14 protein-coding genes are annotated in these 14,257 nt (G+C 66.3%); 2 read left to right on the plus strand and 12 right to left on the minus strand.

Annotated features, from left to right (window positions below; translation table 11 throughout):
- The first annotated feature begins 6 nt into the window (after nucleotides 1–6).
- Nucleotides 7–1,302, plus strand: a complete 1,296-nt coding sequence (locus tag AC5P6X_RS13460; RefSeq protein ID WP_012478739.1) for a heme biosynthesis HemY N-terminal domain-containing protein — start codon at nucleotides 7–9, stop codon at nucleotides 1,300–1,302.
- A gap of 82 nt (nucleotides 1,303–1,384) precedes the next feature.
- Here the strand turns inward: AC5P6X_RS13460 and AC5P6X_RS13465 are convergent, their stop codons facing one another.
- On the minus strand, nucleotides 1,385–2,680 hold the full coding sequence (locus AC5P6X_RS13465; protein WP_088435804.1) for an acetyl-CoA C-acetyltransferase: 1,296 nt from the start codon (nucleotides 2,678–2,680) through the stop codon (nucleotides 1,385–1,387).
- A 93-nt stretch (nucleotides 2,681–2,773) separates the two neighbouring features.
- Between AC5P6X_RS13465 and AC5P6X_RS13470 the strand changes: the two genes are divergently transcribed.
- Nucleotides 2,774–3,661 (plus strand): hypothetical protein, encoded by an 888-nt coding sequence (locus AC5P6X_RS13470; RefSeq protein WP_005407588.1) that lies wholly within the window; start codon nucleotides 2,774–2,776, stop codon nucleotides 3,659–3,661.
- Between the two features lie 309 nt (nucleotides 3,662–3,970).
- Here the strand turns inward: AC5P6X_RS13470 and AC5P6X_RS13475 are convergent, their stop codons facing one another.
- The 11 genes from AC5P6X_RS13475 to AC5P6X_RS13525 form a co-directional block, all read right to left on the minus strand.
- Nucleotides 3,971–4,597, minus strand: a complete 627-nt coding sequence (locus AC5P6X_RS13475; RefSeq protein WP_012478735.1) for a superoxide dismutase family protein — start codon at nucleotides 4,595–4,597, stop codon at nucleotides 3,971–3,973.
- A gap of 31 nt (nucleotides 4,598–4,628) precedes the next feature.
- On the minus strand, nucleotides 4,629–5,198 hold the full coding sequence (locus AC5P6X_RS13480) for a superoxide dismutase family protein (protein WP_005407586.1): 570 nt from the start codon (nucleotides 5,196–5,198) through the stop codon (nucleotides 4,629–4,631).
- Between the two features lie 93 nt (nucleotides 5,199–5,291).
- Nucleotides 5,292–6,740, minus strand: a complete 1,449-nt coding sequence (gene ntrC, locus AC5P6X_RS13485; protein ID WP_012478733.1) for a nitrogen regulation protein NR(I) — start codon at nucleotides 6,738–6,740, stop codon at nucleotides 5,292–5,294.
- Complete coding sequence (locus tag AC5P6X_RS13490) at nucleotides 6,733–7,794, minus strand: two-component system sensor histidine kinase NtrB (protein WP_088436486.1); 1,062 nt, start codon at nucleotides 7,792–7,794, stop codon at nucleotides 6,733–6,735. The genes ntrC and AC5P6X_RS13490 overlap by 8 nt, the downstream gene beginning before the upstream one ends.
- A 114-nt stretch (nucleotides 7,795–7,908) precedes the next feature.
- A complete protein-coding gene (locus AC5P6X_RS13495; RefSeq protein ID WP_123959343.1) occupies nucleotides 7,909–9,954 on the minus strand; it encodes a TonB-dependent receptor in 2,046 nt (681 codons plus the stop codon).
- Between the two features lie 107 nt (nucleotides 9,955–10,061).
- The gene (locus AC5P6X_RS13500; RefSeq protein WP_049423150.1) at nucleotides 10,062–10,376 is read right to left on the minus strand and encodes a hypothetical protein; all 315 of its coding nucleotides are present in this window, start codon (nucleotides 10,374–10,376) and stop codon (nucleotides 10,062–10,064) included.
- A gap of 108 nt (nucleotides 10,377–10,484) precedes the next feature.
- A complete protein-coding gene (gene mltA / locus AC5P6X_RS13505) occupies nucleotides 10,485–11,651 on the minus strand; it encodes a murein transglycosylase A (RefSeq protein WP_123959341.1) in 1,167 nt (388 codons plus the stop codon).
- A 67-nt stretch (nucleotides 11,652–11,718) separates the two neighbouring features.
- Nucleotides 11,719–12,465: an N-acetylmuramoyl-L-alanine amidase gene (locus tag AC5P6X_RS13510; protein ID WP_049449259.1), complete on the minus strand. Its 747-nt coding sequence runs from the start codon at nucleotides 12,463–12,465 to the stop codon at nucleotides 11,719–11,721.
- Nucleotides 12,466–12,611: 146 nt separating this feature from the next.
- A complete protein-coding gene (locus AC5P6X_RS13515; protein WP_099605664.1) occupies nucleotides 12,612–13,004 on the minus strand; it encodes a hypothetical protein in 393 nt (130 codons plus the stop codon).
- Nucleotides 13,005–13,098: 94 nt separating this feature from the next.
- Nucleotides 13,099–13,422: a hypothetical protein gene (locus tag AC5P6X_RS13520; protein WP_142807956.1), complete on the minus strand. Its 324-nt coding sequence runs from the start codon at nucleotides 13,420–13,422 to the stop codon at nucleotides 13,099–13,101.
- Nucleotides 13,423–13,761: 339 nt separating this feature from the next.
- On the minus strand, nucleotides 13,762–14,106 hold the full coding sequence (locus tag AC5P6X_RS13525; RefSeq protein ID WP_142807957.1) for a DUF596 domain-containing protein: 345 nt from the start codon (nucleotides 14,104–14,106) through the stop codon (nucleotides 13,762–13,764).
- Nucleotides 14,107–14,257 lie beyond the last annotated feature (151 nt).

The raw sequence follows: 14,257 nt of genomic DNA on the forward strand, positions 1-14,257 counted from the left end.
TCCCGCATGAAACCCCTGCAATCCCTGGTTGTGCTGTTGCTGGCGGTGGCCATCGGCGTGGTGGCCGCGCAATGGCTCGGCGCCGATGACCTCAACCGTTTCGGTGAAGTGACCCTGCGCTACGGCGGTTACGACTACCACAGCAACCTGCCGAAGGTGGCGCTGCTGTCGGTGATCGCAGTGCTGGTGCTGTGGCTGCTGTGGAGCCTGATTGCCGCACCGTTCCGCGCCTGGGGCCGCTACCGCCGCAAGCAGGGCCGGGTGCGCCTGATCGACGGCCTGCAGGCCTACGAGCACGGCCAGTGGCAGCGTGCCGAGAAGCTGCTGGATGGCGCTGCCAAGGACCCGGAAGTGAGCGCGGTGGCGCTGGCCAATGCCGTGCGCAGCGCACAGGCACGTGCCGACGGCCCCGCCGGTGAAGCGCTGCTGCAGCGTCTTGGCGAGAGCGATGCCACCCTGCAGGCACTGCTGCGCGCCGAACAGCTGCTGGCGCGCGATCTGCCGGTGGATGCGATCAATGCATTGGACGTGGCGGCGATCCAGCCGCTGCCGCCGCGCGGCCTGTGGCTGCGTACCGAAGCGCTGGCGCGTGCCGGCCGCGCACACGAGGCCTATGGCCAGCTGGGTGCGCTGCGCCAGAGCAAGGTACTGCCGGCCGAATCAAACAGCGAACTGGAAGCCCGCTTGGCCGCACAGGCGCTGCTGGAAGCGGCCGACGTCAACGCATTGGCCGCACAGTGGGAAGCCACGCCGAAGGCGCTGCGGCCGACCCCGGACGTGGTGGGCGCCTATGCCAGCCGCGCGGTGGCCCTGAACTGGGATGAGCCGGCGCTGCTGGCGCTGGAACAGGCGCTGGACCAGCGCTGGGACGACGAACTGGTGGCGCTGTACGGCCGCCTGCCGGCCGAGCGCCTGGCCACCCGCCAGGCCAACCTGGCGCGCTGGCGCAATGTGCATGATGGCTCGGCCGCACTGCATCTGGCGCAGGGCCGCGTGGCCCTGGCCCAGCAGCAGTGGGATGCCGCCGATACGTTCCTGCACGAGGCCATCGCTGCGGGCGCCGGTGCCCCGGCGTGGGAGGCACTGGGTGAACTGTTCGCGCAGCGTGGCGAGCACGCGCTGGCCGCGCAGTGCCTGGCCAATGCGCTGCGACTGCAGCGCGGCGAGGACAGCGTGGCGCTGGTGCGCGGCAGCGAGGCGCCACTGCGTGCCACGGTGGAAGAGCAGCCGATCGCGGTGCAGCCCCCGGTGTATGACGCCAATGAAGAGCGCGACGAGTTCGGCAACCCGCGGTTGCCGTGAAGCGTGCCGACCAACGGTCGGCATCCACCGGACAAAAAAACGCCGCCCGATGGGCGGCGTTTTTTTTGTTCGATGAATGCGATCAGCGTTCGACGATCGCCACCACGCCCATGCCGCCGGCGGTGCAGATCGACACCAGCGCGCGGCCACCGCCGCGTTCGGCCAGCTGCTTGGCTGCGGTAGCAATCACACGTGCACCGGTGGCGGCGAACGGATGGCCGGTGGCCAGCGACGAGCCCAGCAGGTTGATCTTGTCCGGGTCGATGCGGCCCATCGGTGCATCCAGGCCCAGGCGGTTGCGGCAGTAATCCTCGCTCTCCCACGCACGCAGGGTGCACAGCACCTGTGCAGCGAAGGCCTCGTGGATCTCGTAGATGTCGAAGTCCTGCAGGGTCAGGCCGTTGCGCTTGAGCATCTCCGGCACGGCCACGGTCGGTGCCATCAGCAGGCCTTCGCCATGCACGAAGTCCACCGCAGAGACGTGCGCATCGCGCAGGTACGCCTGCGGCTCATGGCCGTGCGCACGCGCCCACTCTTCACTGGCCAGCAGCACCGCGGCGGCGCCATCGGTCAGCGGCGTGGAGTTGGCGGCGGTCAGGGTGCCACGGCCGGAGACCTTGTCGAAGGCCGGCTTCAGCGTGGCCAGCTTTTCCAGCGAGGTATCCGGACGCAGGATGTTGTCGCGCTCGACGCCACGGAACGGTGCGATCAGATCGTTGAAGAAACCGCGCTCATAGGCAGCGGCCAGCTTCTTGTGCGAGGACACCGCCCACTCGTCCTGCGAGTCGCGCGAGATGTTCCATTCCTTGGCCATGTCCTCGCAGTGGTCGCCCATGCTCTTGCCGGTGCGCGGCTCGGCCACGCCCGGGAACTCGGGCTTGAGCTCGGAGAACTTGAAGCCGGTGGTGAGCGCGCGGATCTTGTCGCCGGTGCTCTTGGCACGGTTGGCGGCCAGCAGGCGCGCGCGCAGCTTCTTGCCGTAGACGATCGGCACGTCGGAGGTGGTGTCCGAACCGCCGCCGATGCCCGATTCGATCTGGCCCAGCGCGATCTTGTTGGCGACGGTGATGATGCTGTCCAGCGAGGTGCCACAGGCGCGCTGCAGGGTGATGCCCGGGGTCAGCGGCGACAGGCCGGACGACAGCGTGGCTTCACGGCCCAGGTTCCAGTCGCTGGAGTGCTTGATCACCGCACCCATCGCCACTTCACCCAGCTGCTGGCCGTGCAGGCCGAACCGTTCGACCAGCGCGCCCAGCGTACGGACCGACATGCCGAGGTTGCCGACATCCGAATACGCGGTGTTCTGGCGGCAGAACGGAATGCGGACGCCACCGAGGATGGCGACGGGACGAGCGTTGGGCATGGAGATACCTGGCATGGATGAGGGTGTCTGCAACATGGCCTGCACGGCGGAGCAGGCATAATGGAGCCAAGTGTAGCTGCCGCCCTGTGATGGGCCAACCGTGGAACCATGAGCAAACCCGACCCCGCGATGAATGCCCTTGGCGTGCTGGCCCTGGAACTGGCCGGCGGCGAAATCCCCCGCCAGGCGGTACTCAGCGCCGAACAGGCCGGTGAACTGGCCGATCGCGTCGGCCGCGACCTGTCCAAGCTGGTGCCGCAGGTGGCCGAGCTGGACCTGGTGTTCGCCGCCGCCCATTTCGACCCGGCCGAAGTGCTGCGCCCGGGCTGGCCGATCCATCGCCGCCTGGAAGAACTGCAGATGCGTGCCCCGGGCCGCAACCAGGGCCCGCGCCTGCTGGCCTTTGGTACCGACGCCCAGGGCGACGTGCCGCTACCGTTCCAGGCCGATGCCAGCCTGGTGGGCGGTGGCCTGCGCGTGGTGCCGTTCCTGCTGACCGGCAGCGACGTGGCGACGACCAATGCGGTGGCCGAGGCGCTGGAAGACACGCTGCTGGCCAACGGCATGGCCCATGCCGACACTGCGTTGATGGCGCAGAACACCTTCGGTGCCCGCATCGAGCACGCGCGCTATTTCACCGTGAATGATCTGGCCGCGATGATGTCGATGCAGTACGACAACCAGGGTCTGGCTGCGCTGTGGCCGCTGATCGAGACCGCGATCATGGCCCCCGGTGAAGACGAATGGCTCAACGCCGCGCCCGAGCCGCTGCTGCGTTACACGCATGGCGAAGCACGCATGGCGCTGTTCGATCCGGCCGGCTGGTGCGCGCACTACGATCACGGCAAGAACGATTGCGACCGCCTGAAGGGCATCTACGAGCAGTTCCTGATGCGCCAGCGACAGATGGCCGCCGTGCTGGAAGCGCATGGCGTGCCGGTACTGTTCGTGCACTGCGAGGCCGGCCAGGACGCGCGCGAGCTGCTGGCGCGCTGAAGACGGGTAGTGCCGGCCGCTGGCCGGCAACATCCGGATCTACGATTGCCGGCCAGCTGCCGGCACTACCGATCAGGAAAAACGCCGGCTTGCGCCGGCGTTTTCCGTTTCAGCAGAAATAGCCGCAGTGCTGTTCGTGCACTGCGAGGCCGGCCAAGACGCGCGCAAACTGCTGGCGCGCTGAAGACGGGTAGTGCCGGCCGCTGGCCGGCAACCTCCGCATTTGCGATTGCCGGCCAGCGGCCGGCACGACCGATCAAGAAAAACGCCGGCTTGCGCCGGCGTTTTCCATTTCCAGCAGGAGCGCGCTTACTGCGCCTTCTGGATCACCGCACACGCCAGGCGCGCGCCGGCGTTGCCGGTCGGCTGGGTCTTGTAGTCATCCGCATCGGCATGGACGATCAGGCCACGGCCGATGATGTCGAAGTCATCACCCTTGCCGATGTTGACGTTGCTCGACACCGGGCCGTCGATGGTGGCCACGCCCTTGTCGTCGGCCTTGATGTTGGGCATGTCGCCGCCGTGGTGCGGATCGGTGGCGACGTTGCCGTGGTCCTGCTTGCCCGGGTTGAAGTGGCCACCGGCGCTCATGCCGTCCGGGGCGCTGCAGTCGCCCTTCTCGTGGATGTGGAAGCCGTGCTCGCTGCCCGGCTTCAGGCCGCTGATCTGGCCGGTCACGTGGACCTTGCCATCGACCACCTTGAAGGTGACGCTGCCCTTGGTCTCGTTGCCCTGGGTCGGTGCCAGCTCGGCGCTGGCCGTAGCATCGGCAGCCGGTGCAGCCGCCGGGGCCGGCGTTGCAGCCGGTTCGGTGGTGGCACCGTCGGCCGGCGCGGCCGGCGGGGTTTCAGCCTGCGGCGCGGCCGGCTGCTGGTTGCAGGCCGCCAGGCCCAGCGCAGCAATGGCTGCGAACAGCGAAGTGTGGATCAAGCGCATGGAATCTCTCCCTGGATGATGCCTGCAGTGATCAGCGGACAACCCGGATCACGCCACAGGCGATGCGGACGCCGGCATTGCCGGCGGGCTGGCTGCGATAGTCGTCGGCGTTGGCATGCACGACCAGTGCACGTCCGGCGATATCGGTGGCGGCGCCTCCGCCAAGGGTAACGCCCTTGAGGTGGATATCGACGTTGGCGCGGCCCTGGGCGTCGGCACGCAGATTGTCCATGTCGCCCAGGTGGTGCTTGCCGGTGCCGGCGCGGCCATGCGCAGCGCCACCGGGATTGAAGTGATTGCCGGCACTGCTGGCATCCACCGCACTGCAGTCGCCGCGCTCGTGGATGTGGAAGCCGGCCTGCTGCATCGGCTGCAGGCCACCGATCAGGCCGGTGATGTGGATACCGCCGGGCTCCACCATCAGTGCGATGCGGCCACTGACAATGCTGGCCGAGGCCGGCGCAAGATTGGCCTCGCCCTGCTTCGCTGCGCTGACCACGGTCGGCGGCGGCGGAGTAGGTTCGGTCTTTTTCGGCGCGCTGCCGCAGGCAGACAGCAGCACGGCGGCGGACAACGGCAGGATGGCAAAGGACAGACGCATCAAAGACTCCTTGCAGATGACACTAAGCGTTGCATCGTCCATGAACGATCAACAGTTCGGCAAGCGGGCGCGAGGATCGCGTGCAGGGGCCGTTCAATGGCCCCCGCGGCGGCGTCCGGCGCCCAGCTTGCGGGTAAGGGTATTGCGGCCAAGGCCCAGGCGGGCCGCGGCTTCGGCACGGCGGCCGTGGGTGATCTGCAGCGCGGCCTCCAGCAGGGCATGGTCGACCCGCTCGCGCACCTGCGCGTGCAGCCCTTCCACGCCTTCGGCCAGCTGACGGCGTGCCCATTCGGCCAGCAGCGCTTCCCACTGCCCTGGATCGGCGCTGGTGGTGCTGCTGCGACGACCGCGCGTACGGTTGAGCGCGGTATCGACGTCGGCCACGCCGATGGTGTCGGCGGCCGCCAACGCCGCCATCCGCCAGCACACGTTTTCCAGTTCGCGCACGTTGCCCGGCCAGTCGTGTTCGCGCAGCGCCTGCAGTGCGGCCGCGGTCAGGCGCTTCGGCGGTGTATCCAGCTTGCGCGCGGCGGCGGCCAGGAACGTACTGGCCAGCTGTGCGATGTCCTCGCGGCGCTCGCGCAGCGGTGGCAGCTGCAGGCGCACCACGTCGAGGCGGTGCAGCAGGTCGGCGCGGAACTTTCCTTGTGCAACCAGCCCTTCCAGGTCCTGGTGGGTGGCGGCGACCACGCGCACGTCGACGCGGATCAGTTCACGGCCACCGACGCGGAAGAACTCGCCCTGCGCCAGCACGCGCAGCAGCCGGGTCTGCAACGGCAGCGGCATGTCGCCGATCTCATCCAGGAACAGTGTGCCGCCATCGGCCTGCTCGAAGCGGCCGATATGGCGGCGCTGCGCGCCGGTGAAGGCGCCGGCTTCGTGGCCGAACAACTCGCTTTCCAGCAGCTCGGACGGGATTGCAGCGGTATTGAGCGCGACGAAGGGCCCCTGCGCGCGCGGTGATTCGCGATGCAGCGCATTGGCCACCAGCTCCTTGCCGGTGCCGGTCTCGCCGGTGATCAGCACCGCCAGCGGTGCCTGCGCCAGGCGACCGATGGCGCGGAACAGCGCGCGCATCGGCGGGGTATCGCCCACCAGTTGCGGCGGTTGGTCGCTATGCGCTTCGGCCGCAGGTGTGGCCGCCGCCAATGCCGGGGCGACGGCCGGCAGCACCCGTTGCGCCAGTGCCACCGCATCGTCCAGATCGAACGGCTTGGACAGGAATTCATGCGCGCCACCGCGGAACGCGCCGGCCGTGCTGGCTACATCGGTATAGGCCGACATCACCACCACCGGCAGCTGCGGCAGCGCGGCCTTGAGCTTGTCCAGCAGCACCAGGCCATCGTCGCCGGGCATGCGCACATCGGTGAACAGCAGCGCCGGTGGCGGGCCTTCGCTCAACGCCTGCAGGGCGGGTGCGGCGCTGTCGAAATCGACGACCTGGTAGCCCGCCTCGCGCAGCGCGGTGCACAGCACGAAGCGCACGGCCCGATCGTCATCGACCACCCAGATGCGCTGCGGGGACGAAGAAGACTCAGACATCGCGCGGGGCCTCCTCGGCCGGGGCAGCGCCGCTGACGATCGGCAGCAGCAGCGTGAACACGGTATGGCCCGGGCGCGAGCGGTAGGTCAGCGTGCCGCGATGCTCGCGCGCCACCTGCTGGGCCAGCGCCAGGCCCAGGCCAGTGCCTTCGGCACGGCCACTGACCAAGGGCAGGAACAGGTGTTCAGCCAGTTCCTCGGGAACGCCACGGCCGTCGTCGGCGATTTCCAGGCGCAACGCCAGCGTGTGCAGCTGCTCGGCAATGCGCACGCCATGCTCCACGCGGGTACGCAGGGTGATGTTGCCGGCGCCGGCCTGGATCGCGTTGCGCACCAGGTTCCAGACCGCCTGGGTGAGGCGGTCGGCGTCACCATGGAATTCGGGAATGCTGGGGTCGTAGTCGCGCTGCAGGCGCACCGCCCAGCCGGCTTCGCTCTCGGCCAGGCGCAGCACGCGCTCCAGCGCGGCATGGATGTTCAGTTCGGCATGCGGCGCGGCCGGGGCCGGCGACAGCAGCTGGTCGAGCAGGCCGTTGAGGCGCTCGATCTCCGAACCGATCAGTTCGATCAGCTCACGTTCGCTGGCGTCGCGCTGCGCCGCACGCCGGGCAAGCAGCTGGGCCGCGCCCTTCAGCCCGGCCAGCGGGTTGCGCAGCTCGTGGGCCAGCCCCTTCAGCGCCGCACTGAGCGCGCTGGGCAGCGCCTGGGTGGGATCGAGTCCTGGGAACTCATCGACCGGATGCGCCTCCAGCAGCCAGCCGCCATCGTCGCGGCGGCTCATCCAGCCCTCGGCGAAGCGCGGTGCTTCGCCGGGCACCGCCAGCGCCAGCCGGTTCAAGCGCAGGCTGTCACGCTCATCGCGGGCCAGGAAATGGGCCAGGGCTTCGCCCTGCACTTCCAGTGCGGCCAGCGGCCGACCCAGCAGGCGCCGGATGCTGACGCCCAGCCAGCGGGCGAAGGCCGGATTGCAGCCGGCAATGCAGCCATCGGCCCCGGCCCAGGCCAGCGGCGTGCCCAGGGCATCGAGGGACGGCGGGGGTGCGGGGTCGGACATTGCACCAATGTAGTGCAAAACGGGGGTCCGGGGTCGGATCCCTTTCCGTCAGGAAAGGGCTCTGACCCCTGCCGCAGGTCGAGCAAGCTCGACCACTACCAGATGCGTGGCCGGTTACAGCTTCATGTTCAGGCCGACGAACACGCTGCGGCCCGGGGCCGGCGAGAACATCGGGCGGGCGCTGTCCCAGAAGAAGCTGTCGTACCAGGCGTAGGCGTACTGGCGGCCGGTGACGTTCTTCAGCTGCAGGTCCACGCTGAAACGCGGGGTGAGCTGATAGGCAGCACTGAGGTCGAGCACGGCGAAGCCACCGAACTTGCCGGCCACGTTGCGTTCTTCCAGGTAGTAATCGCCCTGTGCACGCGCCTGCAGGCCCAGCCGCAGCGCATCCGTGGCGCGGTAATCCACACCCAGATTGCTGATATGGCGCGGGGTGGCAGCCACTTCGCGGCCCTGCAGGGAAATGCCGGCATCGCGGTCGTCGCGGGTGATCTTCGCTTCCTGGTAGGCGTGCGAGGCCCATACCGTCCAGTCGTCGCCCAGTTGCAGGCTCAACTGCGCATCCACGCCGCGTCGGCGGGTCTTGCCCAGGGTGACCGTGGTGCCGGTGGCCGGCATGTTGGATACCTCGTTTTCCGCGTCCTGCTGCCACACCGCCAGGCGCGCCTGGGCGCCCTGGAACGGCTGGAACTTGAGGCCCAGCTCCATGCCGGTATTGGTGGACGGCTGCATCGGCGCCTGCCCCGGAGTGAGATAGGCCGGTGCGGTGGAGCCGGTCAGCACCTGGAAGGTGCGGCCCCAGTTGGCATAGACGTGGGTGGTCTGGCCCAGGCTGTGGATGACGCTCAGCTTGGGCTGACCGATGGTGCCGTAGTCCTGCAGGCGTCCGCGGACGCCGTTCATCAGGTGCGTGCTGCCACTGAAGCGATCGATACGATAGGCCGGCACGATCTTCCACGCCTCGGCGGGCCGGTAGATGGCCTGCACGTAGGCGCCCCAGTTGTCGAAGCTGTGGCGGTCGTCGTTCTGCACGCGCACCGGCGGCTGGCTGTAATCCGTCGGTTCGGCGTAGGCGTAGCGCTCGCGGATATAGCCGTTGTCCTGCTGCTCGTAGTTCAAGCCGCCTTCGAGGGTAAGCGCTGGGCTGGCCTGCCAGGTCAGCGTGCTGAGCAGGCCAGTCTGGCGCTCATCCCACACGCGGCGCTGACGCGGCAGGTTGCCGGTGGGCAGGTCGCTGAAGGTCACGCGGCGGTCGTCTTCATAGCGGTTGTAGTAGAGCCGCGTGCCGAAGGTGAGTGCGTCGGACAGCTTCATATCCAGGTGCGCGGCAAGCTGGCGCATGTCGCGGTCATCACCGTCGTTGCCGTTGCGCAGCTCGCTGCCACGGCGGTGCGTGCGCAGTTCCTCGGCGGTCATGAAGCCGGGTTCGTCGGCCTCATGGTGATAGGCGCGCGCGGTCAGGCCCACGCGCAGCCCTTCGTCCAGCGTGCCGAAGAACCACTTGCCGCCCAGCGAGTACTTCCTGGAGGTGTCGTGGTCGCGATAACCATCGCTGGCCTGGGTGCCGACGAAATAGTTCTGCGCGAAGCCATTGGCTTCGCGGCCAACCGCCAGCTGTGCATCACGGGTGTTGTAGCTGCCGTAGGCGAGGCGCGCATCGGTGTAGCTGCCGCCTTGGCGCGTACCGAAGTTCACGTTGCCACCGATGTTGTGCAGCCCATAGCGCGGGTCGTTGGTCCCGCGCACCACTTCGATGTAGCTGATGTCCAGCGGGAACAGCATGTCGATGAAGCGCTGGTTGCCGCTGTTGACGTTGCTGGGGATGCCGTCGATGAGGGTCTTGATGGCGTTGAGGTAGCCCTCGCCGTTGAAGGCGCGGAAGCTGACCTTGCCCGATTCGGCGCCCTGCCGGGTTTCGGTGAGCTGGATGCCGGGCATCTGCCCGAGCAGTTCCCAGCTGTGCGAGACATTGCGGTTTTCGATCTGGTCTGCACCCAGGACGTCCACCGAGGTCAGCACCTGGTGCGCACTGAGCTGGCCTTCGCCGTGCTGGTGCACCTGCACCTTGCCGAGGGTGAGCGCGGCATCGGCGGACTGTGCGAAAGCTTCAGGGGCGAGCGGCGCGGCCGCCAGGGCGGCCACAAGGGTGGGAGTCTTCATGGGAAGGGGCGGCTGCGGTGAAATGTAATCATATAACATTTCACATGCCCGCTTTTGCAGCGTCGAGCAAGGCTCGGCGCTACAAGGGCGGGTGCCGGGGGCTGGGATTACACCGGGTAGCCGGTGGCTTCCCGCGCCTTCTTCCAGGCGCTTTCGAACTCGCGCGCACTGATCTCGTCATCTTCGTCGAAATCCAGGAACGACACTGGCTGGTCGGCCAGCAGGAAGCGGTCATCGCTGTGGGCGTGCTCGTCGGCCCAGACCATCCTGGTGCCGTAGATTTCCACCTGGCGCACGATCTTCTCGCCACGGGCTTCCATCAGCACGTTGCCCTTGCCCAGGCCCGATTCGGCCCAGTGCTTGTAGTACTTCTTTGCGGCGGACTTCGCGCCGGGTTTTGCGTTGTGCTTTGCGTAGGTCATTGCAGGGGTCCTGGCCGCAGGCGCGGCCGGAAAGTTCGGAATGGCGCCATTATCAGGCATCCGGGGTGAGAGCCCTTCCCTTTGGAAAGGGATCCGACCCCTGCTGGTTCAGTTCGGCAGGGGCACGCCCTTCGGCCACAGCATCCAGATATTGCCCTTCTGCTTCATGTCGCCGGCCAGCTTGCCGGCGGCATCGCCGCTGCCCCAGTACAGGTCGGCGCGCACCTCACCGGCGATGGCGCCGCCGGTGTCCTGCGCGGCCACCGGGCGCACCACCGGGGTGCCGTCCGGGCGCGTGGTGGAGAGCCACAGCAGGCTGCCCAGCGGCACCACGCTGCGGTCCACCGCCACGCTGTAGCCGGCGGTGAGCGGCACGTTCAGCGAACCACGCGGGCCTTCCGGGCTGTCCGGGTTGCGCACGAAGAACACGTAGCTGGGGTTGCTGCGCAGCAGTTCCGGCACGCGCGCGGGGTTGGCCCGTGCCCAGGCGCGGATGGCGTCCATGGTGACGTCTTCCTTCTTCAGCTGGCCCTGGTCCACCAGCCAGCGGCCGATGGCACGGTACGGGTGGCCGTTCTGTTCCGCATAGGCCAGCCGCACCTGCTTGCCATCGGCCAGGCGCACGCGGCCGGACCCCTGGATCTGCAGCAGTTGCAGGTCCATCGGGTCGGTCAGCCAGGCCAGCACCGGGGCGTTGGCACCCTTGGCCGCGATGGTACCGGCGTCGTCATAGGGCTTGAGCACCTTGCCTTCGACGCGACCGCGCAGGCGCTTGCCCTTCAGTTCCGGGTAGAGGCTCTCCAGCTGCACCACCACCAGATCATCGGGAGTGCCGTAGACCGGCACCGTCGCCTTGTCGGTGCGGGTCAGGCTGCCGGCATAGATCGGCTCGTAGTAGCCGGTAATCAGTCCGTCGGCCTGGTGGCCACCGGCACGCAGCGCATAGACATCAAGGTCGCGCTGCAGGAACTGGCGGATCGCGGCCGGGTCCTTGTCTGACACCGCTGCGGCGGTGGCGCAGGGTTTGGCCCAGACGGCATCGTTCTTCAGGCGGGTGCAGCTGCTGCGCCAGGCAACGAAGCCGGCCTGCAGATCGGTATCGGAGACCGGGGGCAATGCGCTCCATGCAGCCTTGGCATAGGTGGCCGCGGGCGGCGTGACCGGCGTCGGCACTTCAGATCCGGTGCGGGGGGCGGTGGTGGCGCAACCGGCGAGCACGGCCGCTGCCAGCAGGATGCAGTGCCTGCGCTTGAAGAAGGTGGCGGAATCGATCATGCCGCCATGGTGGCGGGCCGGCCGCTGGGCGGCAACCCGGCGCGGGGTCAAGCGTTCATGCGCGGGGTCACGGCGTCTGCAGCAGCAGCGAGTACAGGATGCGCGCGTCTTCGGCATCCAGCGTCTTCGGCAGGTCGTCGCGGCCACGGAAACGGCGGTGGAAGGCGGCGACGGTGGCTTCGCGGTTGTCCAGTGGATAGCCGAAGCGGGCCAGCGCATTCCACGCGTCGAAGCCTTCCGGTGCCGCGCCGTCGGCGGCGCGCGGCCATACCCCGAAGCCAGCCTCGGCCAGCTGTTGCCAAGGGAAGAAGCGGCTCGGATCCTGCTTGCGCGTCGGCGCCAGGTCGGCATGGCCGATCACCTGTCGCGGCGGAATGTTCAGACGCGTGGTGAGATCGCGCAGCAGCACGATCAGCGATTCGATCTGCGCCGCACTGAACGGGCTGCGGCCATCGTTGTCGAGCTCGATGCCGATCGAGGCCGAGTTGAGATCGGTGATGGTGCCCCAGCGCCCCGCGCCCGCGTGCCAGGCGCGGCGCTCATCGGCGACCAGCTGGTAGCGATGGCCATCGGCGCCGACCAGGTAATGTGCACTGACCGGTCCACCGCTGTTGGCCGTGCGCAGCGTATGCAGGCTCTGCTGCACCGACTTCTGCTCGGTGTGGTGGATGACGATGATGACCGGCGTGCGCGCGTTCTGGTTGGGTGATGGCACCCAGGTGGCGAGCGGGTTGTGCTGCACGGGCGCGGTGGCGGTGCAGGCCGCCAGGGCCAGTGCCAGCAGTGTGGAAGCCAGAAGGCGGGGGCTGATCATGGGCAGATTGTAACCATGGACCGGACCGCAGCCGTGGTTCGACGCGGCGCGCCGAACGACATCGCCCGTGGCTTCGCAGTCCGCGTGCTGATGGCCGTGCCTGATCATGAAGGTGTAGCGGATCACATGAAAAGAGCGAAGCGGCACTAAGGGGCAGCAGGACCCGGAAAGATCAGATCCTGTCCAAATCTTGCGGCATAGATGCTCTCGAACTGGAAGGAAAGCACGAACCGCGATTCACATGCCGCAGCATAGCGCTTGATGAAACGGCAAATTTCCTCCCAAGCGCATTCAAATCCGCTTGCGCGGAAATGGAACGAACCCAGCAGCCCCACGCGCCACTCGGCCTCCAGCCCTTCTGCGACGACAGCCTCCGGCGGCTCAACGATGCGGAACCCGAACCCCGTGTTGGACGCTGGAAGATACCCCTGCAGCTTGTCCAGACCATCGGAATACTCGGCCTGGATCGAATCCAAGGCTCGTTGCACGGCTTCGAGTTTGGAACCAACCTCGACTTCAAGAAACAGCGAAATGCTCATCGTCGAACCTTTACAGCGGCGCCATCGTCAAAGGTCTTATGCTACGGCAGAGCGTTCTCATCCGCGTACAGGGCATTCGGACGTAATGATCCCTCTACCCGCTGAGCTCACCCATGAACTCCGCAATCAACATCCGATCAGAATCATTCTTCCCCACTCGATCCAGAACTGGACCAAGATGGTAGGCGAGAAGGTCACGATAGGCACCGGCCTCTGGAATAAAAGCATCAAGACAACTCAAGAAGGACCTTACCGACATGAACGAAAGAAAGACCTCGTAGGGATATGAGCTCGCATAAGGAACAGCCTGCAAATAGTAGTTGGCCAGCTTTTTCTGCTCTGCCCTGGGCCAGGAACGGCACTTCATCAGAACAAATGCATCCCGATAATTGTCCGACCTCAAGGCGGCGTAGTTCATCAACCACTCCGATGCGGCCGCAGCGTCCATTGCAGAGATCTCGCCGCAGAGCTTTCTAATTCTTTCATCCATAGATCTGCAGCCGACCTGATGATTGCTTCGTTGTAGATTGCTTCATTCGCCGACTTCGGCATCAACTGCTATTTGTGCCCCTTCCTCTGCGAGGGCTCCCAACAGCGCATGTGGATAGTAATCATCCTTCGACAGTAGATACATATATCACCCGGCGACTTCGATCACCGAGGCATTGCGATACGGAATCTCGAAAAATTACTCACGAGAGAGGACTTCAGCTTCAAAAAGCCATCCCCGCTTCATCCGATGAATTCCACACTCAAATCAGGTCCAGACGTCTCCCTCAGGCGCGGTCCAAACCAATCCAAACGGTGCATCCGTAAGAAACCAGAATCCATCCTCATCGAGATCTTCCTGATCTCTTGTAGCAGGCCAAGCGTGACGCAAAACATCCAGTTGCGCATCGATATCGCCATCGGCGAAGACACCATCCGAGGCAAGCTTCAGCTTCCCTTCCTGCATCAACATCCTAAGCATCGAGAAGAACTCTTCCGTCTGCTGCTCAAAAGCGACACTCCCCGCATCAAACTCCATGTTCATATTTCTCCATAGAACTCCCATGGAGTAGCCATAAGAGTAATGAAGAACATTCCTGATTACGCCAGACATTTCTTGGATCTGCTGGGGGTGATGCCTCTGACCTATCGATTGCTCCAATTGAATAGCGAGGCCAATGCTTCCATTGAAAGCTGATTCAAACTTGGATGACAGGCGACCATTTTCTTCATATCCGAGAATAGATCATCCCACCCCTGCAGTT

This window comes from Stenotrophomonas sp. YJH_SMC_40 (genome assembly GCF_059368615.1).